Raw genomic sequence first — 26,347 nt, 5'->3', positions numbered from 1 at the left:
CGCGATGGTGGGGCGGAGGTTCGAAGGAGACAGGGTGAACGATGTGATTCTGGAGATGCGAGGCATCACCAAGACCTTTCCGGGGGTGAACGCGCTGGACAACGTCAACCTCGCGGTGCGCGCGGGCGAGATCCACGCAGTGGTGGGCGAGAACGGCGCGGGCAAGTCGACGCTGATGAAGGTGCTCAGCGGGGTCTATCCCTGCGACTCCTACACCGGCGAGATCCGCTTCGAGGGCGAGCTGCGCCGCTTCCGGGACATTGCCGACAGCGAGAAGCTCGGCATCATCATCATCCACCAGGAGCTCGCGCTGGTGCCGCTGTTGTCGATCGCCGAGAACATCTTTCTCGGCAATGAGACGGCGCGCGGCGGCGTGATCGACTGGTTCGCGGCCTATGCCCAGACGCGCGAGCTGCTGGCCAAGGTCGGCCTCAAGGAGCCGCCGACCGCCCTGATCACCGACCTCGGCGTCGGCAAGCAGCAGCTGGTCGAGATCGCGAAGGCGCTCTCGAAGGAGGTCAAGCTGCTGATCCTCGACGAGCCGACGGCGAGCCTGAACGAGAGCGACAGCGATGCGCTGCTGGCGCTCTTGCTCGGGCTCAAGAAGCAGGGCATCTCCTCGATCCTCATCTCGCACAAGCTCAACGAGATCGCCAAGGTGGCCGATTCGATCACCGTGCTGCGCGACGGCGCCACCGTCGAGACCATGGACTGCCGCACCGCACCGATCAGCGAGGACCGGATCATCCGCGGCATGGTGGGGCGCGACATGGCGCACCGCTATCCCGAGCGCTCGCCGCAGATCGGCGAGACCGTGTTCGAGGTGCGCGACTGGCGCGTGCACCACGCGCTGCATGCCGAGCGCGAGCAGATCAAGGGCGTCAACCTGCACGTGCGGCGCGGCGAGATCGTCGGCATCGCCGGGCTCATGGGCGCCGGCCGCACCGAGTTCGCGATGAGCGTGTTCGGGCGCGCCTACGGCCAGCGCATCAGCGGCTCGGTCTTCATGCACGGCAAGGAAGTGGACGTTTCCACCATCGGCCGGGCGATCGACCACGGCATCGCCTACGTCACCGAGGACCGCAAGGGCGCGGGCCTGGTGCTAGAAGAAGACATCCGCAAGAACCTGAGCCTGGCCAACCTGGCGGCCGTTTCGGACCGCGGCGTGATCGACGACGGGCGCGAATTCAAGGTGGCGAACGAGTACCGCCGCGCGCTCGGCATCCGCTGCGCCGGCGTCGGCCAGCAGGTGCTCAACCTGTCGGGCGGCAACCAGCAGAAGGTGGTGCTCGCCAAGTGGCTGTTCGCGAAGCCCGAACTGCTGATCCTCGACGAGCCCACGCGCGGCATCGACGTCGGCGCCAAGTACGAGATCTACACCATCATCGACCAGCTCGCGAGCCAGGGCAAAGGCATTCTCATGATTTCTTCCGAACTGCCCGAACTGCTGGGCATGTGCGACCGCATCTATGTGATGAACGAAGGGCGATTCGTCGCCGAGTTTCCTGCCGCCGAAGCGTCGCAGGAAAAGATCATGCGGGCCATCGTGGCCTCGGGGAGCAGCGTCCATGCCGCCTGAAGTCGATACCGTCACGCCGGCGCAGCCGGTCGCGCCGCTCGCCGAGTACGCGGGCTTCCTCAAGAACAACCTGCGCGAATACGGCATGCTGATCTCGCTGGTCGCGATCATGGTGCTGTTCCAGGTGCTGACCGACGGCACGCTGATGCGGCCGCTGAACCTCACCAACCTGCTGCTGCAGAACAGCTACATCGTGATCATGGCGCTCGGCATGCTGCTGGTGATCGTGGCCGGCCACATCGATCTGTCGGTCGGCTCGGTGTGCGGCTTCATCGGCGCGCTGGCCGCGGTGCTGATGGTGGAGTACGAGTGGCATTTCGTGCCCACCTTCATCGTCTGCCTGCTCGCCGGAGGGCTGATCGGCGCCTCGCAGGGCTGGTTCGTGGCCTTCTTCCGCATCCCGTCCTTCATCGTCACGCTGGCCGGCATGCTGGTCTTCAAGGGGCTGACACTGGCGCTGCTCGCGGGGCAGTCCGTGGGTCCTTTCCCCGAAACCTTCCAGAAGCTGAGCTCGGGCTTCGTGCCCGACCTGGGGAGCGGCGGCGGCCTGCATACCAGCTCGCTCGTTCTAGGCGCGCTGGCCGCCGCGGCGCTGGTGTTCTTCAAGCTGCGCGGCCGCGCCAAGCTGGCGCAGCACGGCATGGAGCAGGAGCCCTACGCCTTCTTCCTGGTCAAGAACCTGTTCTTCGCCGCCGTCATCCTGCTGCTGAGCTACCTGCTGGCGACCTACAAGGGCCTGCCGAATGTGCTGATCGTGATGGCCGTGCTGATCGTGGCCTACGACTTCGTGACCAGCCGCACCACGGTCGGCCGCCGCATCTACGCGCTGGGCGGCAACGAAAAGGCGGCGCGGCTGTCGGGCATCAAGACGCAGCGGCTCGCCTTCCTGACCTTCGTCAACATGGGCGTGCTGGCGGCGCTGGCCGGGCTGGTGTTCGCGGCGCGGCTCAACACGGCCACGCCGAAGGCGGGGCTCGGCTTCGAGCTCGACGTGATCGCGGCCTGCTTCATCGGCGGCGCTTCGGCCTCGGGCGGCGTCGGCAAGGTGATGGGTGCGGTCATCGGCGCCTTCGTCATGGGCGTGATGAACAACGGCATGTCGATCCTCGGCATCGGCATCGACTACCAGCAGGTGATCAAGGGCCTGGTGCTGCTGGCCGCGGTGTTCGTGGACGTCTACAACAAGAACAAATGAACCCCGCCGCATCGTCCGAGATGCCGGTGCTCGAGCTCACCGGCATCGACAAGCAGTTCAACGGCGTGCCGGCGCTGCGCGGCGTGGCGCTCCGGCTCCGGCCGGGCGAGATCCATGCGCTGATGGGGCAGAACGGCGCGGGCAAGTCGACGCTCATCAAGGTACTGACCGGCGTGCATGCCGCCGACGCCGGCGAGATGCGGCTCGCGGGGGAGCCGATCCGGCCGGGCTCGCCGCTCGAGGCACAGCGCATGGGCATCAGCACGGTCTACCAGGAAGTCAATCTCTGCCCCAACCTGTCGGTGGCCGAGAACATGTTCTCGGGGCGCTATCCGCGCTGCGGCGCGGCGCAGGGCTTTCGCATCGACTGGGCGAAGGTGAACCGCGATGCGCGTGCGCTGCTGGCGCGGCTGGATGTGGACATCGATGTCTCGCAGCTGCTGTCGAGCTACTCGGTGGCGGTGCAGCAGATGGTGGCGATCGCGCGCGCCCTCGGCCTCTCGTCCCGCGTGCTGATCCTCGACGAGCCGACCTCGAGCCTCGACGACGAGGAAGTGAAGAGCCTGTTCGCGGTGCTGCGACGGCTGCGCAGCGAGGGCCTGGCCATCCTGTTCATCACGCATTTCCTGAACCAGGTCTATGCGGTGTCGGACCGCATCACCGTGCTGCGCAACGGCAGCTGGGTGGGCGAGTGGCGCGCGAGCGAGCTCGGTCCGCAGGCGCTCATTTCCGCCATGGTGGGGCGCGAGTTCGCGGCGCAGGCAGCGGGCCATGCAGAGCTGCCCGCCCTCGAGGAGTTCGCGCCCGCGGTGCTGCAGGCCGAGGGCCTGGGCCAGCGCGGGCAGCTGCAGCCAGTCGACCTCAGCGTGCGCGCGGGCGAGGTGGTGGGGCTGGCCGGCCTGCTGGGCGCCGGCCGTACCGAGCTGGCGCGGCTGCTGTTCGGCCTGGCGAAGCCGGATTGCGGCCGCCTGCGCGTGGATGGCGTCGCCGTCGACCTGGCGAGCCCGGCCGATGCGGTGAAGCACGGGCTCGCGCTGTGCCCCGAGGAGCGCAAGACCGACGGCATCGTGGCCGAGCTCTCGCTGCGCGAGAACATCGCGCTGGCGCTGCAGGCGCGGATGGGGCTGCGCCGCACGCTCTCGCGCGCCGAGCAGACGGCGCTGGCGGAGCGCTTCGTCAAGGCGCTGGGCATCAAGACCGCGAGCATCGACACGCCGATCGGCCTGCTGTCGGGCGGCAACCAGCAGAAGGCGGTGCTCGCGCGCTGGCTGGCGACCCGGCCGCGCCTCTTGATCCTCGACGAGCCGACGCGCGGCATCGACGTCGCGGCCAAGCAAGAAATCATGGACGAGATCCTGCGGCTCGCGGGCGAGGGGATGGCGGTGCTGTTCATCTCTTCCGAGATGAACGAGGTGGTGCGCGTGTCGCATCGCATCGCGGTGCTGCGCGAGCGGCGCAAGGTGGGCGAGCTGCCCGCGGGCAGCAGCGAGGACGCGGTCTACGAACTGATCGCGGCGGAATCATGAGCGCATCGTTTCCCGAATCCTTGAGGTGGGTGTTCGGTCACCGCCTCGCATGGCCGGTGGTCACACTGCTTCTGCTGCTGGCCGTCAACGCGGCCTTCAATCCGAGCTTCCTGCACCTGGAATGGCGCGACGGCCATCTCTACGGCAGCCTGATCGACATCCTCAACCGCGCGGCGCCGCTGGTGCTGGTGTCGCTCGGCATGACGCTGGTGATCGCGACGCGCGGCATCGACATCTCGGTCGGCGCGGTCGTGGCGATCGCAGCGGCGCTGGCGGCCTGGCTGATCGGCGGATCGCTGGTGGTCGCGAACGGCGCCGCCGCGGAGGTCAGCCGCTTCCCGATGTGGCTGGCCATTCTCGTGGCGCTCTGCGCGGCCGCGGCGTGCGGGCTGTGGAACGGCCTCCTGGTGGCGCGCGTCGGCATGCAGCCGATCATCGCGACGCTGATCCTCATGGTGGCGGGGCGCGGCATCGCGCAGCTGATCACGGGTGGCCAGATCATCACGATCTACTACGCCCCCTTCTTCTTCATCGGCAGCGGCTACCTGTTCGGGCTGCCCTTCTCGGTGTACATCGCGGCGCTGGTGCTGGCGGTGGTCTATTTCGGCATCACGCGCAGCGCGCTGGGCCTCTTCATCCAGGCGGTGGGCATCAACCCGAGCGCGGCGCGCGTGGCCGGCGTGCGCGCCCGCCGCATCATCGTCTGCGCCTACATGTTCTGCGGCTTCTGCGCGGGTGTCGCGGGGCTCCTGATCAGCTCCAACGTCAAGAGCGCCGATGGCAACAACGCGGGCCAGCTGCTGGAGCTCGACGCGATCCTGGCGGTCACGCTCGGCGGCACCGCGCTCACGGGCGGCCGCTTCAGCCTGGTCGGCAGCGTGATCGGCGCGCTGATCATCCAGACCCTGACCTATGCCATCTATTCGCTGGGCGTGCCGCCGGAGATCAACCTGGTGGTGAAGGCGGTGGTGGTGTTCGCGGTCATGCTGCTGCAGTCGGCGGAATTCCGCGCCAGCATGCGGCAACTGGTGCGGCGCGCGCCGAGCGGCGAGGTTGCGCCATGAGCGCCATCGTCTCGCGCCCGCCCGAAGCCGCTGCGCCTGCGGCGGTGCCCAGGCCCCCGCGCACGCGCCTGAACCCCAAGTACCTGCCGCTGGCCGCGACCATCTCGCTCTTCATGCTGATGGCGACGCTGGGCTCGGTGTTCTACGACGGCTTCTTCTCGCCGCAGGTGTTCCTGAACCTGCTGATCGACAACGCCTTCCTGTGCATCGTCGCCGTCGGCATGACCTTCGTGATCCTGTCGGGCGGCATCGACCTGTCGGTGGGATCGGTGATCGCGCTGACCACCATGGTCTCGGCCTCGCTGGTCGAGAAGCATGGATGGAGCCCGGGCCTCGTGATCCCGCTGGTGCTTGTCATGGGCACGCTGTTCGGTGCCGGCATGGGCCTGCTGATCGAGCGCTTCCGGCTCCAGCCTTTCATCGTGACGCTGGCCGGCATGTTCCTCGCACGCGGCCTCTGCTACCTGATCAGCATCGACTCGATCAGCATCACCAACGCGTTCTACTCCGAGGTGTCGCAGTGGCGCATGCGGGTCTGGGGCGAGGCCTCGATCTCGGCGAGCGCCCTGATCGCGCTGGCGGTGGTCGCGCTCGCGGTCTTCGTCGCGCACTACACGCCCTTCGGCCGCACCGTCTACGCGATCGGCGGCAACGAGCAGTCGGCCCTGCTGATGGGGCTGCCGGTGCGCTCCACGGTGATCGGCGTCTATACGCTGTCGGGCTTCTGCTCGGCGCTGGCCGGCGTGGTGTTCACCTTCTACATGCTGTCAGGCTACGGTCTGCACGCGGTCGGGCTCGAGCTGGATGCCATCGCGGCGGTGGTGATCGGCGGCACGCTGCTGACCGGCGGCGTCGGCTACGTCGTCGGCACGCTGTTCGGCGTGCTGATGCTGGGCATCATCCAGACCCTCATCTCCTTCGACGGCACGCTGAGCTCCTGGTGGACGCGCATCGTGGTCGGCGCGCTCCTGTTCGTCTTCTGTCTCCTGCAACGCCTGTTCGCCGCGCGCAGGCCCTAGTTCCGAAAGCCCCCGCATGCCCCAGACCCCCAAGAAACTGCGCTCGACCGAATGGTTCGGTTCGGCCGACAAGAACGGCTTCATGTACCGAAGCTGGATGAAGAACCAGGGCATCCCGGACCACGAGTTCGACGGCCGGCCGATCATCGGCATCTGCAACACCTGGTCGGAGCTGACGCCCTGCAACGCGCACTTCCGCAAGATCGCCGAGCACGTGAAACGCGGCGTGTCGGAAGCGGGCGGATTTCCGGTCGAGTTCCCGGTGTTCTCCAACGGCGAGTCGAACCTGCGCCCGACCGCGATGCTCACGCGCAACCTCGCGAGCATGGACGTGGAGGAGGCGATCCGCGGCAACCCGATCGATGCGGTGGTGCTGCTCACCGGCTGCGACAAGACCACGCCCGCGCTGCTGATGGGCGCGGCGAGCTGCGACATCCCGGCGATCGTGGTCACGGGCGGGCCGATGCTCAACGGCAAGCTGGAAGGCCGCGACATCGGATCCGGCACGGCCGTATGGCGGCTGCACGAGGCGATGAAGGCCGGCGAGATCGACGTGCACCAGTTCCTGTCGGCCGAGGCCGGCATGTCGCGCTCCGCCGGCACCTGCAACACCATGGGCACGGCGTCCACGATGGCCTGTATGGCCGAAGCGCTCGGCACTTCGCTGCCGCACAACGCCGCCATCCCCGCGGTCGACGCGCGCCGCTATGTGCTGGCGCAGATGTCGGGCATGCGGGCGGTCGAGATGGCACGCGAAGGCCTGACGCTGTCGAAGATCCTCACGCGCGAGGCCTTCGAGAACGCGATCCGCACCAACGCGGCGATCGGCGGCTCGACCAATGCCGTGATCCATCTGAAAGCCATCGCAGGGCGGATCGGCGTGCCGCTCGAACTCGAGGACTGGACGCGCATCGGCCGCGGCACGCCGACGCTGGTCGACCTGATGCCCTCGGGCCGTTTCCTGATGGAGGAGTTCTACTACGCGGGCGGCCTGCCGGCCGTGCTGCGCCGGCTCGGCGAGAACGGCCTGCTGCCGCATCCCGATGCGCTCACGGTCAACGGCAAGTCGCTGTGGGAGAACGTGCGCGATGCGCCCGGCTACGACGACGAGGTGATCCGCCCGCTCGATCGGCCGCTGGTCGAAGACGGCGGCATCTGCATCCTGCGCGGCAACCTGTCGCCGCGCGGCGCGGTGCTGAAGCCTTCGGCCGCCTCGCCGGAACTGCTCAAGCACCGCGGCCGCGCCGTGGTGTTCGAGAACCTGGAGCACTACAAGGAACGCATCGTCGACGAGGCGCTGGAGGTGGACGCGAGCTCCGTACTGGTGATGAAAAACTGCGGCCCCAAGGGCTATCCCGGCATGGCCGAGGTCGGCAACATGGGCCTGCCGCCCAAGTTGCTGCGCCAGGGCATCAAGGACATGGTGCGCATTTCCGACGCGCGCATGAGCGGCACCGCCTACGGCACCGTGGTGCTACACGTGGCGCCGGAAGCCGCCGACGGCGGCCCGCTGGCGGCCGTGCGCGACGGCGACTGGATCGAGCTCGACTGCGAGCAGGGCCGCCTGCACCTGGACATCAGCGATGCCGAGCTGGCCGAGCGCCTGCGTGCCGTCACCGTGCAGGAAGCGCCCGAGAAGGGCGGCGGCTACCGGCGCCTTTACGTCGAGCACGTGCTGCAGGCGGACGAGGGCTGCGACTTCGACTTCCTCGTCGGCTGCCGCGGCGCCGCGGTGCCGCGCCATTCGCATTGATCCATTGAAATCTGGAGCCTGCATGACCACTTCCAAGCAACGCCGCTACCAGGGCATCTTCCCGGTAGCGCCCACCACCTTCACCGAAACGGGCGAGCTGGACCTCGCTAGCCAGAAGCGCTGCATCGATTTCATGATCGAGTCGGGCTCGGACGGCATCTGCATCCTGGCGAATTTTTCCGAGCAGTTCGTGCTCGCGGACGACGAGCGCGAGCTCCTGACCCGTACCATCCTCGAACATGTGGCCGGGCGCGTGCCGGTGATCGTGACCACCACCCATTTCAGTACCAAGGTCTGCGCCGAGCGCAGCCGCCGTGCGCAGGACATGGGCGCCGCGATGCTGATGGTGATGCCGCCCTACCACGGCGCCACCTTTCGCGTGCCCGAGTCGCAGATCTACGACTTCTATGCGCGGCTGTCCGACGCGGTGGACATCCCGATCATGGTCCAGGACGCGCCGGCCAGCGGCACCGTGCTGTCGGCGCCCTTTCTCGCCTGCATGGCGACGGAGATCGAGCACGTCGCCTACTTCAAGATCGAGACCGCGGGCGCCGCATCGAAGCTGCGCGAACTCATCCGCCTGGGCGGCGACGCAATCGAAGGTCCGTGGGATGGCGAGGAAGCGATCACCTTGATGCCCGATCTCGACGCCGGCGCCACCGGCTCGATGACGGGCGGCGCCTACGCCGACGGCTTGCGGCCGATCATCATGGACCACCTGGCCGGCCGCCGCGAGGCGGCCTTCGCGCGCTACCAGCAATGGCTGCCGCTGATCAACTACGAGAATCGGCAGGCAGGCCTGCTCGCCTGCAAGGCGCTGATGAAGGAGGGCGGGGTGATCAACTGCGAGGCCCCGCGCCATCCCTTGCCGGCGATGCACCCCGACACGCGCGCCGGCCTGATCGAGACGGCGCGGCGCCTCGATCCGCTCGTGCTGCGCTGGGGCCGCTGAGGGCGCGGGTCAGCGCTTCGAGCGCTTCTTCCAGAACGGTTGCACGTCCGCGATCTTGCCTAGCGCGTCGCGGCATTTCAGCGCGCTTGCGGGCTGGCGCGCGGCCAGCCAGCCGACCGCGAACCATGCCCGCCCGTCGCGCTGGGCCGCGTCGCGGTAGGCGGCGATGGCCATGGCGGCATCGTTGTGCGTGCCGAGCGCGTCCTGCGCCGGGCGCAGTTCCTTCAGATAGCGCTTTGCGCCCTGGTCGAACAAGGGCGCGACGAACTCGCCCAGGTAGCGCAGCCGCTTGAGGCGCTTGCGCACGCGATGCTGTTCCTCGACCTCCAGCGCGTCGAAGCGCCGGCCATCGCGCACCACTTGCCGGTGCAGCTTGGACAGCCGAGCGCGCAGCGGCTTGCGGGCCGGAACGCCTGGTTCCAGCTGCTCGCCGGAGGGCTCTTCTTCGGGCAGCGAGGCCTCGATCAGGCTCATCAGCACGAGCTGGAAGGCCGCCGAACGCACCACCTCGGCCGGAGCCGGCGATGAACCCTCCGACGCGCCCTCGTGCCAATCCACCGGCGGCCCGCCGACGGCTTCGATCTGCGGCTGCACGGTCTGCTGCAGGTGCTCGCGATCGCGCTGGCGGCCCAGGGCGCGGAATGCGTCCACCAGCGCGGGCTCCCATGCCGGGTCGATCGAAGGCGCGAGCTCGGCCATCTCGCGCAACGCGGTCCGCAGGCGCCGGATGCTGACGCGCAGTTGATGCACGTGCTCGGGATCGGTGCTGCCGGCCGCGACCTCGCTGGCATTGGGCAGGATTTGCGCCAGGCAGCTGTTCAGCACCGCGCGAAAAACCTGCACACCGCTCGGATCGTCGCCCAGCTTCGGCGCTTCGGCCTTGACCGGCTCGCCGTATTCGATGCCCTTGGCCAGCCGCTCTCCGCGCGCCGATTTGGAGACGGTGTCGAGCCACAGGCCGTAGCGCATGCGCCAGCGCCGTGCGAGCTCCAGCATCGACCGTGGGCTGCCGCTCTTCAGCTCGATCTCGAGTTCGCACACCGCGTGCGAATGCTCGCCGGCGCGCACTTCGCCGCGGTCGAAAGCGAGCTCGACCAGCGCATCGCCGGTGCGCATTTCGCGCGTGGTGCGGCGGATGTCGGTGAGGTAGAGCGGCACCAGCACGGCATCGGCCGGTTCATGCCCGGCTGCTCGCAAGGCCTTCGCGATCAGCTCGCCGACGGGCGTGCCTTCATGGCGCTCGATGCGCGGAAGGGGCACCTCGCTCGCGCGCTCGGTGCTCAATTCGACGTTGTCCTCGTGGCGCTGCAGGGGCCCATCGGCCGGGGCCTTGGCGGTCTGTACCCAGTTCTTGCCTTCCTTGCGCACGCGCAGCACGAGACGCTGCGCGGCCAGCGCACCGTCGGCAGTGTCGAAATAGCGGGCTTGGAGGCGAGTGCGCTGCGAACGGCCGCGCGCGACCGCCGCCTCGACGGCGGCGCGTTGCTGCGCGTCGACCTGGAACTTGAGTTCGAACTCGGTCACTGCGAGGGCGTCAACCCGGCAGCTCGCTGATCTGCAGCGACAGGTCGAACAGCTTGGACTTGCTGGCGTAGTAGCGGTCGAGCCGCCATTCCTTCAGGATGTCCATGGCCAGCTGGAAGCTCTTGTAGTCGAGCTCGTAGAGCGTGACCAGCTCGAAGCTGCGCTCCGATTCGAGAGCCAGGACGAGCCGGGCCAGAATCTGGGCCGACTCGTTGGCCGGGTCCGTTTCGATGAATCGGCGTGCGACCTTGATGGCGTTCATGGGGGCGGGCTTCGGAGTTGACGGCCCCACGACTATAGCCAGCACCCCCGGGGCCTTTTATGACAGCCGCGTGACAATGTAGGGCTTTGGTCTTCGTCTCAACGAAGCGGGAGTGGCGTCATCGGTGCCGGCGCTGTCATCGGTGCCGGCGCTGTCATCGGCTCCGGCCGGGTCATCGGCGCTGGCGGCGGCGCGGTCATCGGCATCGGCGCCACGATCGGCGTCACGGTTTCGCGTATCACGCCGCCACCCAGCACGCTGCCTTCCATGGTGGTCCTGCCGGTGCCGAGCACGCGCGCCTCGCAGTCGGCCCGGTCGGCCGGCGGCTGCAGGCTGCAGCGTGCCAATGCGTTCTGTTCGTAGTTGATGGGCGCGGCGCTGGTCAATCCGCCTCGCCGCGCCTCGTAGCGTGCCGCTCCGGCTTCTCGAAGACAGGCGGTGCGATCCTGCAGAACGCCGTCGCAGACGGCGCGTTCGCGCTGCAGGGTGGCGTCGGATCCTGCTGCCTGGGCCATGGCCGACGAGGCGCCGATCAGGCCGCCCGCGGCGAGCAGGATGGCAAGGCTCGAACGAATGACTGTTTTCATGAATCACTCCTTTCGGGCAGCGCAGTTCGCGCTGCCGGTCAGGCAGTGTGTTGGCGCTCAGCGCCGCAGGCTGTGGGACAGCGTGGCCGCGATCTGGCGCAGGCGCCGCAGCTTCGTGTGGGACAGGTCTGTCACGGCGGCTGCGGCGCCGCGCTTTCAGCCAGCGGTGATGCGCTTCGCCAGGTGAGCGAGCGCTTCCTCAACCTGGTCGACTAGGATCAGCGAGAGGTCGCCCGGCTGGAGCCGATCGAGTGCGATGTCGATGGCGATGAATTCGCCGCGGATCTCGTCGATGGTGCGGGTGCGCTGCGCGCCTTCGAGCCCCTGCCGCAGCAGCGCCATGACTTCGCCGTCGGCGCGGCCGCGCTGGGCCGCGTCCTGGTAGAGGATCACGTCGTCGAAGGCCTGGCCGAGGATCGCGGTCTGGTCGCGGATGTCGCAGTCGCGGCGGTCGCCGGCGCCGCTGATCACCACCGAGCGTTTCTTCGCCGGCATGGTGTCGACCGCGGCCACCAGCGCGCGCATGGCGTCGGTGTTGTGGCCGTAGTCGGCGATCACGGTGGCGCCGCGGTAGTCCATCACGTTGAAGCGGCCCGGCACGCCCGCGGCATCGTTGTTGAAGCTCGCGAGGCCGCTGCGGATGGTGTCCCAGTCCAGGCCCACGGCCCAGGCGGCCGCGACCGAGGCCATCACGTTGTCGACCTGGAAGCCGATGGTGCCGTTGCGCGTGATCTGCACGTCGCGCAGCGCAATGCGCTCGCGCCACGAGCCCTCGGCGGCGACCAGCGTGTCCTGGTCGACGTAGACGGTGCGCTTGCCTTGCGCGCGGTGCGTGGCCATCACCGGATGCTGGCGGTCGGCGGTGAAGAAGATCACGCTGCCGGGGCAGGTGGCGGCCATAGCGGCCACGTTGGGGTCGGCCGCGTTGAGCACTGCATAGCCGCCGGGCGCCACGTTGCGCACGATCACGCGCTTGAGCACCGCGAGGTCTTCGACCGTGGTGATGTAGTTGAGGCCCAGATGGTCGCCGCTGCCGATGTTGGTGACCACCGCCACCTGGCAGCGGTCGAAGCCCAGGCCCTCGCGCAGCACGCCGCCGCGCGCCACTTCGAACACGGCCGCGTCGACGTCCGGGTGCAGCAGCACATTGCGCGCGCTCTTGGGGCCGCTGCAGTCGCCGCTGTCGGTCTGGCGGCCGTCGACGTAGACGCCGTCGGTGTTGGTCATGCCGGTGCGCAGGCCGCTGGAGGCGAGCAGGTGGTTGATGAGGCGCGCGGTGGTGGTCTTGCCGTTGGTGCCAGTCACGGCGACCACGGGAATGCGGCCGTCGTCGCCGTGCGCGAACAGCGTGTCCATCACTGCCTCGCCGACCGCGCGGCCGCGGCCGAAGGAGGGCGAGATGTGCATGCGCAGGCCCGGCGCGGCATTGACCTCGACCACGCCGCCGTGCTGCTCCTCGAGCGGGCGCAGCACGTTCTCGCAGACCATGTCGACGCCGCAGATGTGCAGGCCGACCATCTGCGCCGCGTCGACCGCGCGCGCCGCGACTTCGGGATGCACGGTGTCGGTCACGTCGGTGGCGGTGCCGCCGGTCGATAGGTTGGCGTTGTTGCGCAGCACCACGCGCTGGCCGAGCGCGGGCACGCTGTCGGGCGCGAGGCCCTGCGATTCGAGGCGGCCGATGGCGATGTCGTCGAGCCGGATCTTGGTGAGCGAGGTCGCGTGGCCAACGCCCCGGCGCGGGTCCTGGTTCACCAGGTCGACCAGCTGGCGCACGGTCTGTCTGCCGTCGCCGATCACCTGGGGCGGATCGCGCCGCGCCGCCGCCACCAGCTTGTCGCCCACCACCAGCAGGCGGAAGTCGAAGCCCGGCAGGAATTTCTCGACCATCACTTCGCCGTAGGCTGCAGCCGAGTCGTAGGCGGCGAGCAGCTGCTCGCGCGTCGTGATGTTGACCGTGACGCCCTTGCCCTGGTTGCCGTCCTGCGGCTTCACGACCACCGGCAGGCCGATCTCGTGGGCCGCGGCCCAGCCGTCGTCGGCATCGCTGACCGGGCGGCCCAGCGGCACCGGCACGCCGGCGGCGTTGAGCAGCTGCTTGGTGAGCTCCTTGTCCTGCGCGATCGATTCGGCCACGCCGCTGGTGCTGTCGACCTCGGCGGCCTGGATGCGGCGCTGCTTCGAACCCCAGCCGAACTGCACCAGGCTGCCGCTGGTGAGACGGCGGTAAGGGATGCCGCGCGCCACGGCGGCGTCGACGATCGAGCCGGTGCTTGGGCCCAGGCGTTCGGATTCGTCGAGGTCGCGCAGTTCGGTGATGGCGGCGTGCGCATCGAATTCGGTGCCGGCCTGTGCGGCCGCGATCAGCTGCTCGGCCAGTTCGAGCGCGCGCCGGCCGACCGGTTCTTCGCTGTACTGGAAGGCGACCTGGTAGACGCCTTCCTCGACCGTGCGCGCGGTGTGGCCGAAGTTCACCGCGCAGCCCGCCTGAGCCTGCAGCGCCACGGCCGCGTTCTCGAGCACATGTGCCAGCGCGAGCGGCTGGCCGAGCACGATCGGATGCAGTTCGCCGATGTTCGGGAACAGCGCGCGCAGCCGGGCTTCGAAGCCGGGCAGCCGCCTGATCGCGTTCTCGTCGTCCGTGCAGGTGACGATCGCCTCGATGCAGGTGTGGCGGCTCCAGAGATTGGGCCCACGCAGGGCGCGGATGCGGGTGACTTCCATGGCGGTGATGCAGTAGGGTGCCGGCGAACCTGAGGGTTGCGCCGGTCAGGCCAGTTGGGGTTCGGGCGAAAGCAGGGTTTGGGACAGCTGCAGCGAGGCGAGCGCCGCCTGCAGGTCGGCTTCGAAGGCTTCGACGCCGGCGCCGATCAGGCTCAGCGGAATGCCCAGGGCCCAGGCCGCGGCGACCGCGGCCAGCAGGCTCTCGAGGCCGACGCCCGCATGCGTGGCGCGCCAGATGGTCAGCCGGCCGAGGCCGGGCAGGAAGGACTCGCTGCTGCCGTTGGCCAGCACCACGCGGTCCTGCCGCACCAGCACGGCCTTGCCGCCGGCGCTCTGGTGCTTGGCCAGCGCCTCGGCTTGCGGGTCGACCGAATAGAGGATCACATCGCCATCGCACAGCGGCGCGAGGCCCGCGACGCGCATGTCCGCCGCATTCAGCACCGCAGTGCCTTCGGGCAGCACCACATCGACCTGGGTGCGCAGCACCCTGACCATCTGGTCGCTCTCGGTGATGTCGAACTCCGCCAGGTCTTCGGCGCCATCGAGATCGGTCACGATGCCGACCTCGCAGCGGTCGTAGGCCAGGCCGTCGCGCAGGATGGTCTGGGCGCCGTTCTCGATCACGACTGCCTGCACGGCGCGGTTCACCAGCAGGCGGCGGCCGGCTTCCCAGGTGGCGCTGTCGCGCGCATCGACGCGGCGGCGCTCGAGGAACAGGCCGTCGCGGCAGGCCAGGCCGGTATGGCGCCCGCCCAGCCCGACGAGCCAGGCGACCAGGCGCGAGAGCACGGCGGTGCCGCGCGAGCCGGCCACGCCGACCACGGGGATGCGGCCCGGCGCGTCGTCGGGAAAGAGGTGGTCGCAGATCGCGCGGCCCACCGGCCGCGGCGAGCCGACGGCCGGCTTCAGGTGCATCAGCAGGCCGGGGCCGGCGTTGACTTCGACGATGGCGCCGCCTTGCTGCGCCAGGGGGCGGCCGATGTCCTGGGCCACCAGGTCGACGCCGGCGATGTCGAGGCCGACCACGCGGGCGGCCAGCACGGCCGCATGCGCGACTTCGGGATGCACATGATCGGTGCAGTCGATGGCCATGTTGCCGTTGCGCTGGATCGTGACGACTCGGCTAGCGGCGGGCACGGCGGCCGCGTCCAGCTCCTGGCGCTTGAGTTCGAGCTGCAGCTTGGCGTCGGTAGCGATGTCGATCACGTCGAGCGGGAATTCTTCTTCGGCGCCGCGCCGCGGATCGCTGTTGAGCTGGCTCTCGATCAGCTGGGCCACGGTCGACGTGCCGTCGCCGGTCACCGTGATGATCTCGCCGCGCGCGGCAGCGACCACCTGGCCGCCGACCACCAGCAGGCGGTGCTCGTGGCCGCGGATGAAGCGCTCGACCATCACGTCGCTGCCCTCGGGCTCGGCGACGGCGAAGGCGGCTTCCACTTCCTCGCGGGTATTCAACTCCAGCGAGACGCCGCGGCCGTGGTTGGCGTCCGAGGGCTTGACCACCACCGGCAGGCCGATGTCTTCGGCGGCTTCCCAGGCTTCCTGCGCGTTGGCCACCACCTGGCCTTCGGGCACCGGCACGCCGCAGCCGGCCAGGAGCGACTTGGTGAGCTCCTTGTCGCTGGCGATCGATTCGCCGATTGCGCTGGTGTAGTCGGTCTCGGCGGTCCAGATGCGCTGCTGGTTGGCGCCGTAGCCGAGCTGCACCAGGTTGCCGCTGTTGAGCCGCATGTGCGGAATGCCGCGGTCGGTGGCGGCGCCGACGATGCAGGCGGTGCTCGGGCCGAGGTAGCAGTCCTCGACCTTGGCCTTGACCGCATCGACCGCGCGCTGCACGCCGGCGGCGTCGAAGGGGTCGTTGTTGATGGCCGCCATCAAGAGCCGGTGGCCCTCGGCCAGGGCGACGCGCGCGACCTGCTCGTCGCGCGCGCGGAACACCATGCGGTAGACGCCGTACTTGGAGGTGCTGCGCGTCTGGCCGAAACCGGTCGGCATGCCGGCCAGGTTGAGCAGCTCGATCACGACGTGCTCCAGCACGTGGCCCGACCAGGTGCCCTCGGTCAGGCGCTGGATGAAGCCGCCACGCTCGCCGACGCCGCAGTGGTGCTCGATCAGGGCCGGCAGCAGCGTGGTCAGGCGGTCGGTGAAGCCGTCGATCTTGTTGGAGGGGTAGTCCTCGAGCGCGCCGAGGTCGAGCCAGACTTCCAGCACGGGCCGGTAGGTCCAGAGGTTGGGACCGCGCAAATAGTTGACGCGCAGCAGGCGGATGTCGTCGAAACGGGTCATGAGAACGTTCGTTGTGCTTTGGCCGAGCACGGGGCTGACTTCAAGCGCGCCCATGGTCATCGGTCAGAATCGGCGCCCGGCAGGCGCCATGAAGGGCCCCTTCGCGGGCCAGAGACACAGAAACACAATGCAACATCACGATCCAGTCGGCACCCCGGGGGGCGAAGAAGAGGAGGCCTCAGAGGCTCTGAAAAGCCGGCTCAGAGCCGCGGAAAACGTTCTGGCGACCGTGCCGGTTGACCTCGATGGCGAACTTCGGTTTGCTTCCGGCCTGCTGGCGCTGACCGATCGGCGCCTGCTGGCCCGCAATTCCGAAGGCGCCTGGGCCGAATGGCCGCTCGGCGCGCCGGGGCTGGACCTGCAACTGGCCGACCATGCCGGCATCGGCACCCTCGACCTGCTGGACGCCCGCGGGCGGCTGGCGCGCTGGCGCTACACCCTGCGCCACCAGGCGGCCGCGCTGCGGCTGCAGAAGCTGTTCGGCCAGCAGGCGGCCGGAGTCGCGCAGGCGACAGCGGTGGCCGCCGAGGCGGACGAGGCGGCGCTCGCCGAGCCCGAGCTCCAGACCCCGCCCTCGACCTGGGTCCTGCTGCGGCTGGGCCGCTTCGCCAAGCCCTACCGCAAGCAGCTGATCGCCGGCTTCCTGCTCACCCTGGCCTCGACCGCCGCCACGCTGGTGCCGCCGTACCTGACCATTCCGCTGATGGACGACATCCTGATCCCGTTCCAGAACGGCCAGCAGATCGCCTTCGGCAAGGTCGCGATGTTCCTTGGCGCGCTGTTGGCCGCGGCGCTGGCCGGCTGGGCGCTGGGCTGGGCCCGCACCTACCTGCTGGCGCTGGTTTCGGAGCGCATCGGCGCCGACCTGCGCACCACCACTTACGAACACTTGCTCACCTTGCCGCTCGATTACTTCGGCGGCAAGCGCACCGGCGACCTGATGGCGCGCATCGGCTCGGAGACCGATCGCATCAACGTTTTCCTCTCGTTGCACGCGCTGGACTTCCTGACCGACGTGCTGATGATCGCCATGACCGCCGTGATCCTGGTCTCGATCAATCCGCTCTTGGCCGTGGTCACGCTGGTGCCGCTGCCCTTCATCGCCTGGATGATCCACGTGGTGCGCGACCGGCTGCGCACCGGCTTCGAGAAGATCGACCGCGTCTGGAGCGAGGTGACCAACGTGCTGGCCGACACCATCCCCGGGATCCGCGTGGTCAAGGCCTTCGCGCAGGAAAAGCGCGAGGCCAGCCGCTTCCACGCCGCCAATGCCTACAACCTGCAGGTCAACGACAAGCTCAACAAGACTTGGTCGCTGTTCACGCCCAGCGTGTCGCTGCTCACCGAAATCGGCCTGCTGGTGGTCTGGGGCTTCGGCATCTGGCAGGTGGCACGCGGCCGCATCACGGTCGGCGTGCTCACCGCCTTCATCGCCTACATCGGGCGCTTCTACACGCGGCTCGATTCGATGAGCCGCATCGTCTCGGTCACGCAGAAGGCGGCGGCTGGCGCCAAGCGCATCTTCGACATCCTCGACCATGTGAGCAACGTGCCGGAGCCGGCGAACCCGGTGAAGGTCGAGCGAGTGCAGGGGCGCATCGAGATGGCCGACGTCGGCTTCCGCTACGGCAGCCGGGCCGTGATCCGCGACCTCGACCTCGTGATCGAGCCGGGCGAGATGATCGGCCTCGTCGGCCACAGCGGCTCGGGCAAGAGCACGCTGGTCAACCTGATCTGCCGCTTCTACGACGTGACCGACGGCGCCATCCTGGTCGACGGCACCGACATCCGCCGCTTCGCGGTGGCCGACTACCGGCGCCACGTCGGGCTGGTGCTGCAGGAGCCCTTCCTGTTCTTTGGCACCATTGCCCAGAACATCGCCTACGGCAAGCCCGAAGCCACGCGCGAGGAGATCGTGGCCGCCGCGCGCGCCGCCCATGCGCACGACTTCATCCTGCGGCTCGCGCACGGCTACGACTCGCTGGTCGGCGAGCGCGGGCAGGGTTTGTCGGGCGGCGAGCGGCAGCGCATCAGCATTGCGCGCGCCTTGCTGATCGACCCGCGCATCCTGATCCTCGACGAGGCCACCTCGGCGGTCGACACCGAAACCGAGAAGGAAATCCAGAAGGCGCTCGACAACCTGGTGCAGGGCCGCACCACCATCGCCATCGCGCACCGGCTTTCCACGCTGCGCAAGGCCGACCGGCTGGTCGTGATGGACCGCGGCGAGATCGTCGAGGTCGGCCCGCACGACGCGCTGATGGAAAAGCAGGGCGCCTACTGGCGGCTCTACCAGGCGCAGCTGCGCCAGGCCGACGACGAAAGCCCAGGCTTCGCGGCCGAGCGCGCCTCGGTCGCGCTGGTGCTTGGCGGCCATGCGGCGCATCCGGCGGGTGAGGCATGAACGATTGCCAATTGGAACGTGACGGCTTCGGCCGATTGGTGGTGGTCGACGCCGAGGGCGTCCGCCATGCCGGCGTGGTGCCGGTGCGCGCCTTCCCGCTCAGCGCGCCGGGCGATGGCCTGTCGCTGGTCGGCGGCGACGGCCGCGAGCTGCTGTGGATCGACCGCGTCGATGACTTGCCCGAAGAAGTACGCGCCTTGCTCGCGCAGGACTTGGCCGCGCGCGACTTCGCGCCCACCTTGCGGAAGCTGCACAAGGTGTCGAGCTTCGGCGTGCCCAGCACCTGGCGGGTGAGCACCGACCGCGGCGAGACCAGTTTCGTGCTCAAGGCCGAAGAAGACATCCGCCGGCTCGAAGGCGGTGCGTTGCTGATCGCGAGCGCCCACGGCGTGCAGTTCCGCATTCCCGATGTGAGGGCGCTGGACCGGGGGTCGCGCAAGTTGCTGGAGCGTTTTCTATGAAGTTCGATGCCCCTTCTGCAGCAAAAAGCCGAACGCGTGCGCGCCCCCTGCCGCCCGGGGCTTCAGGACCGGTCTCTGATGATGGGCGGCACTTGCTGATGCGAAAGAAGGCGGGCTGAATCTTCGTCTTGCCGTCCCACACGCCACACGTGACGTCTCGCCAGGTCAAGAACTTGCTGGAAGGCCGGCCCTGACAAACTTGAACCCTCGCCCGACACGCCGACCACCCCCATGCACACCACCGCCCTAGTCCTCTTCTCCGGCGGCCAGGACTCCACCACCTGCCTGGCCGAGGCGCTGGCCAAATACGAGCGCGTCGAGACCATCGGCTTCGACTATGGGCAGCGCCACCGCGTCGAGCTCGAGGCGCGCACCACCGTGCTTGCGCACCTGCGCGAGCGCTTCCCGCATTGGGCGCCGCGGCTGGGTGAAGATCACCTGTTGAACGTCGACGTGCTGGGCCAGGTCAGCAGTTCATCGCTCACGCAGGACATCGCCTTCGAGATGCAAGCCAACGGCTTGCCCAACACCTTCGTGCCCGGCCGCAACCTGCTGTTCCTCACGCTGGCTGGCGCGCTGGCCTACCGGCGCGGGCTGGAGGTGATCGTCACCGGCGTCTGCGAGACCGATTTCTCAGGCTATCCCGATTGCCGCGACGACACCATGAAGGCGATGCAGCTCGCGCTCTCGCTCGGCATGGATCGGCGTTTCGTGATCGAGACGCCGTTGATGTGGATCGACAAGGCCGCGACCTGGGCCATGGCGCACCGGCTGGGCGGCGAGCCGCTTATCGAGCTGATCGTCGAGGACACGCACACCTGCTACCTCGGCGACCGCACGCAGCGCTATGCCTGGGGCTATGGCTGCGGCAGCTGCCCGGCCTGCGAGCTGCGCGCGCGGGGATGGGAGCGCTACGCCGCCTCGAGCCGGTAGCGCGCGCCTGCGCCTTCGGGCGCCGGCACCAGGGTCCAGCGCTTGTCGTGGAAAGCCGCCGCCGAGGCGCGGTGCGCGATCGACACCATCGCCCCGCCCGCCGAGCGCACGCCTTCTGCCAGGCGCTTGTAGAGCGTCTCCTCGGCCTGCGCATCGAGCGCGCTTGTGGCCTCGTCGGCAAACAGCCAGGCCGGCTTCTTGAGCAGCACGCGCGCGATCGCCAGGCGCTGCTGTTCGCCGCCGGAAAGCTTCTGTGTCCATGCATCGCTGTCGTCCAGGCGGTTGGCCAGGTCCGGCAGCAGGGCATCCTCGAGCGCCTGCTTCAGCTGCGCGTCGCTGTATTCGCTCGCCGGCTGCGGATAGGCCAGCGCGTCGCGCAGGCGGCCGTCGGGCACATAAGGCCGCTGCGGGATGAACATCGCGTTCTCGGGCATCGACACGCGGCCGCGGGCAAAGGGCCAGATACCGGCGAAGGCGCGGAACAGCGTCGACTTGCCGCTGCCCGAGGGGCCTTGCAGGAGCACGCTGTCGCCGGGCTTGACCATGAGCGCAGCATTCTGGATCAACGACGTTCCGCCCGGCAGCGCAACCGTGAGGTCGTCGACGCGCAAGCCTTCGTCGCCGCCGGCGGGCGCGCGCTCCACCGCGCTGGCCGCGCCGGCATGGGCTCGCATCGCGGTCTCGAAGGAGGTGAGCCGGTCCGCGGTGGCGCGCCAGACGGCGACGCGGTCGTAATTGTCGACGAACCAGCTGAGCGAATCCTGCACGCGTCCGAAGGCCGAATTGACCTGCATCAGCTGGCCGAGTTGGATGGCGCCGCTGAAGAAGCGCGGCGCCTGCACGATGAAGGCGAAGATCACCGAGGCTTGCCCAAAGGAGGCCGTGAAGGCAACCAGGTTCTTCTGCTTGCCGATCAACTTCAGGTAGTTCTTCAGCACCGAGCCGAAGCGCAGCTGGAGCTGGCCGTGTTCGACCTGTTCGCCGCGGTCGAGCGCAATGGCCTCGCTGTATTCGCGAACCCGCATCAGATGGTGCCGGAAGTCGGCCTCGTAGCGCTGCTGCTGGAAGTTCAGGCCGATCAGCGGGCGCCCGATGAAGTGCGTGATCACGGTACCGGCTGCGCAGTAGGCCAGCGCAATCCAGACCATCGAGCCCGGCACCGTATAGCTGCTGCCGAAGAGCGGGACGCTGACCACGCCGCTGAGCGCCCAGAGGATGCCGATGAAGCTCACCAGGGTCACCACCGCATTGAGCAGGCCCATCGACAGCGTCATCGTGTAGTCGGTGAAGAGCTGCATGTCTTCCTGGATGCGCTGGTCGGGGTTGTCGGGCGTCTGGCCGTCCTGTTGCCCGTAGCGCGCGAGTTCGAGGCGGTAGAAGGTCCGGTCGGCCATCCAGCGCGCGAGATAGCTGCGCGTCATCCAGGCGCGCCAGCGCAGCTGCAGGAGCTGCGTCAGATAGAACTTGAAGATGGCGATCACGATATAGCCGGCCGCGATCCAGCAGAAAAAGACGATCTCTCTCCAGAACACCGCCTGGTCCTTGTTCTGCAGCGCGTCGTAAAAGCGTGCGAACCACTGGTTGTTCAGCACCAGCATGTAGACCGTGCCGAGATTGAGCGCCACGATCGTCGCAAGAAGCCCGCGCGCCCTCCATTTTTCTTCGGAGTGGAAGTAGGGCGCTGCCAGCGCGCCGATGCGGCGCAGCGTCGAGAGCAGGCTCGTGGAACCGTTGGGAGTGGTCATGGGATGAGCGTGGGTTGGCTGGCGCGCGAAGCGGCGCCTTTGCGCTCATCGTAGCGCCCGGGCGCGCCGCATTCTTAAACGGCGCTGAAGCGCCCGATCAGCGCAGGTTGCTGATGCCGCTCGCCACGTGACCCGAAGGCACATGGCGTGCAGCCGCGTCCACGTGGCCGGTCTGGTCGTCGAAGAAGAAGTCGGGTTCGAATTCGCGCAGGAATTCGCCCTTGGGCAGGCCGCCGAGGAACATGGCTTCGTCGACCTTGATGTTCCAGTTCATCAGCGTGCGGATCGCGCGCTCGTGCGCCGGCGCGCTGCGTGCCGTGACCAGCGCGGTACGGATGCGCATGCTGGGATTGCTCGCGAGCTGAAGCCGATGCAGTGCGGTGAGCAGCGGCTTGAACGGCCCCTCGGGCAGCGGCAGCTGGGCCTTGCTGGATTCGTGCAGCTGGAAGGCGTCGAGCCCCTCGGCCTGGTACACGCGCTCGGCCTCGTCGCTGAAGAGCACCGCGTCGCCGTCGAAGGCGATGCGCACCTCGTTGGGATAGGCATCGCTCGCATGCACCGACTCGACCAGCACGCGCGCGGCCGGGAAGCCCGCGTTGAGCGCTTCGCGCACGTCCTCGGCATTGACCGAGAGGAACAGGTGCGCGCGCAGCGGCCGCAGATAGCCGAAGGGCGGGCGGCCCTGCGTGAACACGCCGCGCTGCAGCGAGATGCCGTTGGCCACGCCCGAGCGGAACACGCGCATGCCCGAGACCGGATCGTTGCGCGAGAGGATCACGACCTCGACGCGCTGCATGCCGTCGTCGTTGAAGCGCAGCAGCTTGCGCACCAGCGAGTAGGCGATGCCGGGCTGGGCCGGTACGTCGAGCCGTTCGAGCTGGAGCTTCATGTAGCCCGCGTCGTCGCCGGATTCGAAAATCCGGTTCTCCTCTTCGAGGTTGAAGAGGGCGCGGGACGAGATGGCGACTACCAGCTTGTCGTCCAAGGACACGGGCATAGGCGGCTACTTCACGAACTGATTGAGTTGGATGATCGGCATCAACACCGCCAGCACGATTAGCATGACGACGCCGCCCATCGCCACGATCAGCAGAGGCTCGAGGATGGTCGCCAGGTGCATCGCGCGGCGTTGCACCTCGGCGCCCAGCTGGGACGCCGCGCGCTGCAGCATCAGCGGCAGGGTGCCGGTCTGTTCGCCGAGGCGCGCGAACATCGCGACGATGCCGGGGAATCTTTTCTTTTGTGCCAGCGCGGAAGCGAGCGGTGCGCCTTCGCGCACCAGCACCAGCGCATCGAGCGCGTCGGCGCGCATGGCGCGGTTGCTCAGCGTTTCGGACGCGGCCTGCAGCGCGCGCAGGATGGGCACGCCGGCCGTGGCCAGCATCGCGAGCGTGCTCGCGAAGCGCGCCGCGTTGTAGCCGCGGGACAGCCGGCCGACCAGCGGCAACTCGAGCCAGGCGGCGTCGAAGCGCTCGCGCACGGCGGCACGTGCCAGCGCCATGCGCGCGCCGAGGGTCGCCAGCACGATGGCACCGAGCATCAGCCAGCCGTAGTTGCGCACGAAGTCGCTTAAGCCCAGCATCGCCACGGTGAGGATGGGCAGCGCCCGTTTCGTGCCCGCGAACACGTTGGCCACCTGCGGCACCACGTAGCTGACGAGGAAGATCACGATCACGATCGCGACCAGGGTCACGATCGCCGGGTACAGGGCCGCACCGACCAGTTTCTGCTGCAGCGCTTGCCGCTGTTCGAGGTCGTCGGCCAGGCGCTCGAGCACCAGGCCGAGATTGCCGCTCTGCTCGCCGGCGCCGATCACCGCGGTGTAGATGGGCGAGAACTCGCGCGGATGCTGGGCCAGCGCGCGCCCGAAGGGCGAGCCCGCATTGACTTCGGCGCGCAGGGATGCGACGAGGTTGCGCTGCTGCTCGGTCTCGGCCTCGTCGGTCAGCGCGGTGAGCGCGCGTTCGAGCGGCAGGCCGGAGGACACCAGGCCGGCGATCTGCCGCGTCCAGACCGCGAGGGTGGTCGAATTGAAGACGCGCTTGCCGCCGAGCAGGCGGCGCAAGCCCCGGTCCGGGGCGGCGCCGCTCTCGACGCTGCCGACGGCGGTCACCGACAGCGGAATCAGCGCTTGCGCACGCAGCAGCCCGCGGGCGCTGCGCGCGGTGTCGGCTTCGAGCACGCCCTTGCGAGGCTGGCCCGATTGGTCTATGGCTTCAAAGGAATAGGCGGGCATGGGGAGTGGCGACAAAATGCGCGAGCCCGCATTGTCGGCGTTTGGCGTTGCCTTTTCGTCGTGCGGCTTCCACAACACCACACAGAGGAGTCTTCATGTCGGCTCGTACCACTGCTGTCGCTGTTGCCGCGCTCTTGGGCGCGCTGTCTCTTCCCGCCGCGGCCCAGCCCACTTTCGACGGCTTTCTGTGCTGCAACATGCGTACCGATGGCAGCTGGATCAGCGACGCCAACTATGCCGAAAGCGGTAAGCGGATCATCCCGGCCGGCACGCCGACCCGCGTCACGGGCTATGGCCGCATGCGCGTGCTGGTCGAACTCAACGGCGGCAAGCAGGCCATCGGCAACGACTACAGCCGCGACCTCGACCTCGGCACTTTCGCCAAGCGCTATGTGGTCAGCGAAGACCCGGCGCGCAAGATCGCCGGCTATCCGCCCAAGATCCGCGACGCGATCAAGTCGGCGCGCGTCACCAAGGGCATGACGCGCGAGCAGGTGGCGATGGCGGTGGGCTATCCGATGAGCAGCGAGAACCCGAACCTCGACGCACCGATCTGGCGCATGTGGCTCGGCAGCTTCAGCGAGTTTCAGGTGCTGTTCGATAACGCGGGCCGCGTGCGGCAGGTGGAAACTGATCCGCAAACCCGCAATCTCGTCGTCATGGATTGAGGATCAGTCTCTTGTCACCCTCAGCAGCTCGGCGCGCGAAGTCACGCCGGTCTTGACCAGCCGTTCGCCGTCCTCGCGCATCGAACGCAGGCCGCCGCGTTCGGCCGCCACGAAGAGCTGGCTTTCGGGCGCGCGGTTGTGGATCAGCGATTGCACCGTGTCGTCGGCCACCAGCAGCTCGAAGATGCCGGTGCGGCCCTGGTAGCCGGTCTGGCCGCAGGCGTCGCAGCCCACGGGCTGGGCCTCGTCGCCGGCGGCCGAGGGCACGGCGCAGACCGGGCAGAGCCTGCGCACCAGGCGCTGCGCCAGAACGCCGAGCAGCGAGGAGCTCAGCAGGAAGGGCTCCACGCCCATGTCGGTCAGCCGCGTCACGGCGCTGACCGAATCGTTGGTGTGCAGCGTGGCCAGCACCAAGTGGCCGGTGAGCGAGGCCTGGATCGCGATCTGCGCGGTCTCGAAATCGCGGATCTCGCCGATCATGATCACGTCCGGGTCTTGCCGCAGGATCGCGCGCAGCGCCTTCGCGAAGGTCAGCTCGATCTTGGCGTTGACCTGGGTCTGGCCGACGCCCGGCAGCTCGTACTCGATCGGATCCTCGACCGTCATGATGTTGCTGCGGCCGGCATCGAGCCGGCTGAGCGCGGCGTAGAGCGTGGTGGTCTTGCCCGAGCCGGTCGGCCCGGTGACCAGGATGATGCCGTGCGGCTGGCTGATCAGGTGCTCGAAGCGTGCCAGCGTGTCGCCTTGCATGCCGACCGCTTCGAGCGTGAGCTTGCTTTCGGTCTTGTCGAGCAGGCGCAGCACCGCGCGCTCGCCGTGCGCCGAGGGCAGGGTCGAGACCCGCACGTCGACCGCTCGCGTGCCGATGCGCAGGCTGATGCGCCCGTCCTGCGGCAGCCGCTTCTCGGCGATGTCGAGGTCGGCCATGATCTTCAGGCGCGAGATCAGCGCCGCATGCAGCGCCCGGTTGGGCTGCACCACCTCGCGCAGCGTGCCGTCGATGCGGAAGCGCACCGCGGAGGTCCGCTCATAGGGCTCGATGTGGATGTCGCTGGCACCGTCGCGCGCCGCCTGCGTGAGCAGCGCGTTGAGCATGCGGATGATGGGCGCATCGCCGGCGCTTTCCAGCAGGTCTTCCACCGCCGGCAGCTCCTGCATCATGCGCGAAAGGTCGGCGTCGCCCTGCACCTCGCTCACGACCGCGGCGGCGTTCGATTCGCCCTGCGCATAGGCGGCGCTGATGCGCTGGGCCAGCTCACCGGGCCCCAGCGCCTCGAAGGCCTTGACCGGGTATTTGCGGACCACTTCGCCGAGCGCGCTGCGCGGTGGCACTTTGGGCATCCAGAGCGTGAAGCCGCCATCGTCCGTTTCTTCGAGCAGCAGTTGCTGGCTGCGTGCGAAGGCGTAGGGCAGGGGATAGCGCACGGCA

General features: G+C 68.6%; 20 protein-coding genes. 11 read left to right on the top strand and 9 right to left on the bottom strand.

Annotation, left to right across the window (positions count from 1 at the left end; genetic code table 11):
* The first annotated feature begins 4 nt into the window (after positions 1-4).
* The 7 genes from mmsA to BLS74_RS24095 are packed head-to-tail and all read left to right on the top strand — an operon-like array spanning position 5 to position 9,088.
* Entirely contained in the window at positions 5-1,579 is a 1,575-nt protein-coding gene (mmsA, locus tag BLS74_RS24125) for a multiple monosaccharide ABC transporter ATP-binding protein (RefSeq protein ID WP_093109686.1), read from the top strand.
* The gene (gene mmsB / locus BLS74_RS24120; RefSeq protein ID WP_093109685.1) at positions 1,569-2,774 is read left to right on the top strand and encodes a multiple monosaccharide ABC transporter permease; all 1,206 of its coding nucleotides are present in this window, start codon (positions 1,569-1,571) and stop codon (positions 2,772-2,774) included. The genes mmsA and mmsB overlap by 11 nt, the downstream gene beginning before the upstream one ends.
* Entirely contained in the window at positions 2,771-4,300 is a 1,530-nt protein-coding gene (locus BLS74_RS24115) for a sugar ABC transporter ATP-binding protein (RefSeq protein WP_093109684.1), read from the top strand. Before mmsB ends, BLS74_RS24115 begins: the two co-directional genes overlap by 4 nt.
* The gene (locus tag BLS74_RS24110; protein ID WP_093109683.1) at positions 4,297-5,364 is read left to right on the top strand and encodes an ABC transporter permease; all 1,068 of its coding nucleotides are present in this window, start codon (positions 4,297-4,299) and stop codon (positions 5,362-5,364) included. The genes BLS74_RS24115 and BLS74_RS24110 overlap by 4 nt, the downstream gene beginning before the upstream one ends.
* Positions 5,361-6,383, top strand: coding sequence for a galactofuranose ABC transporter, permease protein YjfF (gene yjfF / locus BLS74_RS24105; protein ID WP_093109682.1), 1,023 nt, complete (start codon positions 5,361-5,363; stop codon positions 6,381-6,383). Before BLS74_RS24110 ends, yjfF begins: the two co-directional genes overlap by 4 nt.
* 16 nt (positions 6,384-6,399) lie before the next feature.
* Entirely contained in the window at positions 6,400-8,136 is a 1,737-nt protein-coding gene (locus BLS74_RS24100) for an IlvD/Edd family dehydratase (RefSeq protein WP_093109681.1), read from the top strand.
* A 22-nt stretch (positions 8,137-8,158) separates the two neighbouring features.
* Positions 8,159-9,088 carry a dihydrodipicolinate synthase family protein gene (locus BLS74_RS24095; RefSeq protein WP_093109680.1) on the top strand — a complete coding sequence of 310 codons (930 nt, stop codon included), beginning with the start codon at positions 8,159-8,161 and terminating at the stop codon, positions 9,086-9,088.
* A gap of 9 nt (positions 9,089-9,097) precedes the next feature.
* Here the strand turns inward: BLS74_RS24095 and BLS74_RS24090 are convergent, their stop codons facing one another.
* From BLS74_RS24090 to cphA (BLS74_RS24065), 5 genes are all read right to left on the bottom strand, one after another.
* Positions 9,098-10,612 (bottom strand): CYTH and CHAD domain-containing protein, encoded by a 1,515-nt coding sequence (locus BLS74_RS24090; RefSeq protein WP_093109679.1) that lies wholly within the window; start codon positions 10,610-10,612, stop codon positions 9,098-9,100.
* A 10-nt stretch (positions 10,613-10,622) separates the two neighbouring features.
* Positions 10,623-10,874, bottom strand: coding sequence for a hypothetical protein (locus BLS74_RS24085; protein WP_093109678.1), 252 nt, complete (start codon positions 10,872-10,874; stop codon positions 10,623-10,625).
* Between the two features lie 98 nt (positions 10,875-10,972).
* Positions 10,973-11,461: a hypothetical protein gene (locus BLS74_RS24080; protein ID WP_093109677.1), complete on the bottom strand. Its 489-nt coding sequence runs from the start codon at positions 11,459-11,461 to the stop codon at positions 10,973-10,975.
* Positions 11,462-11,617: 156 nt separating this feature from the next.
* Positions 11,618-14,185 carry a cyanophycin synthetase gene (gene cphA, locus BLS74_RS24070; protein ID WP_093109675.1) on the bottom strand — a complete coding sequence of 856 codons (2,568 nt, stop codon included), beginning with the start codon at positions 14,183-14,185 and terminating at the stop codon, positions 11,618-11,620.
* Between the two features lie 45 nt (positions 14,186-14,230).
* Positions 14,231-16,471, bottom strand: a complete 2,241-nt coding sequence (gene cphA / locus BLS74_RS24065; RefSeq protein WP_244503976.1) for a cyanophycin synthetase — start codon at positions 16,469-16,471, stop codon at positions 14,231-14,233.
* 127 nt (positions 16,472-16,598) lie between these two features.
* On the opposite strand from cphA (BLS74_RS24065), the gene BLS74_RS24060 reads away from it, so the two are divergent.
* The 3 genes from BLS74_RS24060 to queC all read left to right on the top strand — a co-directional run bounded on the left by BLS74_RS24060 (position 16,599) and on the right by queC (position 20,269).
* Complete coding sequence (locus tag BLS74_RS24060) at positions 16,599-18,875, top strand: cyanophycin metabolism-associated ABC transporter (RefSeq protein ID WP_093109674.1); 2,277 nt, start codon at positions 16,599-16,601, stop codon at positions 18,873-18,875.
* Complete coding sequence (locus tag BLS74_RS24055) at positions 18,872-19,336, top strand: cyanophycin metabolism-associated DUF1854 family protein (protein WP_093109673.1); 465 nt, start codon at positions 18,872-18,874, stop codon at positions 19,334-19,336. Before BLS74_RS24060 ends, BLS74_RS24055 begins: the two co-directional genes overlap by 4 nt.
* Before the next feature lie 231 nt (positions 19,337-19,567).
* A complete protein-coding gene (gene queC / locus BLS74_RS24050; RefSeq protein WP_093109672.1) occupies positions 19,568-20,269 on the top strand; it encodes a 7-cyano-7-deazaguanine synthase QueC in 702 nt (233 codons plus the stop codon).
* On the opposite strand, the gene BLS74_RS24045 is transcribed toward queC, so the two are convergent.
* The 3 genes from BLS74_RS24045 to gspF all read right to left on the bottom strand — a co-directional run bounded on the left by BLS74_RS24045 (position 20,248) and on the right by gspF (position 24,250).
* Positions 20,248-22,014: an ABC transporter ATP-binding protein/permease gene (locus tag BLS74_RS24045; protein WP_093109671.1), complete on the bottom strand. Its 1,767-nt coding sequence runs from the start codon at positions 22,012-22,014 to the stop codon at positions 20,248-20,250. The two genes, queC and BLS74_RS24045, sit on opposite strands and share 22 nt — an antisense overlap.
* Positions 22,015-22,111: 97 nt before the next feature.
* The gene (locus tag BLS74_RS24040) at positions 22,112-23,011 is read right to left on the bottom strand and encodes a 5'-nucleotidase (RefSeq protein ID WP_093109670.1); all 900 of its coding nucleotides are present in this window, start codon (positions 23,009-23,011) and stop codon (positions 22,112-22,114) included.
* A gap of 6 nt (positions 23,012-23,017) precedes the next feature.
* Positions 23,018-24,250: a type II secretion system inner membrane protein GspF gene (gspF, locus tag BLS74_RS24035; RefSeq protein ID WP_093109742.1), complete on the bottom strand. Its 1,233-nt coding sequence runs from the start codon at positions 24,248-24,250 to the stop codon at positions 23,018-23,020.
* Positions 24,251-24,345: 95 nt separating this feature from the next.
* On the opposite strand from gspF, the gene BLS74_RS24030 reads away from it, so the two are divergent.
* The gene (locus BLS74_RS24030) at positions 24,346-24,918 is read left to right on the top strand and encodes a hypothetical protein (RefSeq protein ID WP_093109669.1); all 573 of its coding nucleotides are present in this window, start codon (positions 24,346-24,348) and stop codon (positions 24,916-24,918) included.
* Between the two features lie 3 nt (positions 24,919-24,921).
* Here BLS74_RS24030 and gspE read toward each other — a convergent pair whose 3' ends face one another.
* Positions 24,922-26,343 carry a type II secretion system ATPase GspE gene (gene gspE / locus BLS74_RS24025; protein WP_093109668.1) on the bottom strand — a complete coding sequence of 474 codons (1,422 nt, stop codon included), beginning with the start codon at positions 26,341-26,343 and terminating at the stop codon, positions 24,922-24,924.
* Positions 26,344-26,347 lie beyond the last annotated feature (4 nt).

The sequence above is a fragment of the Variovorax sp. CF079 genome (assembly GCF_900101545.1).
Taxonomy (GTDB): domain Bacteria; phylum Pseudomonadota; class Gammaproteobacteria; order Burkholderiales; family Burkholderiaceae_C; genus Variovorax.
This window is presented reverse-complemented; position numbering and strand designations above follow the sequence as displayed.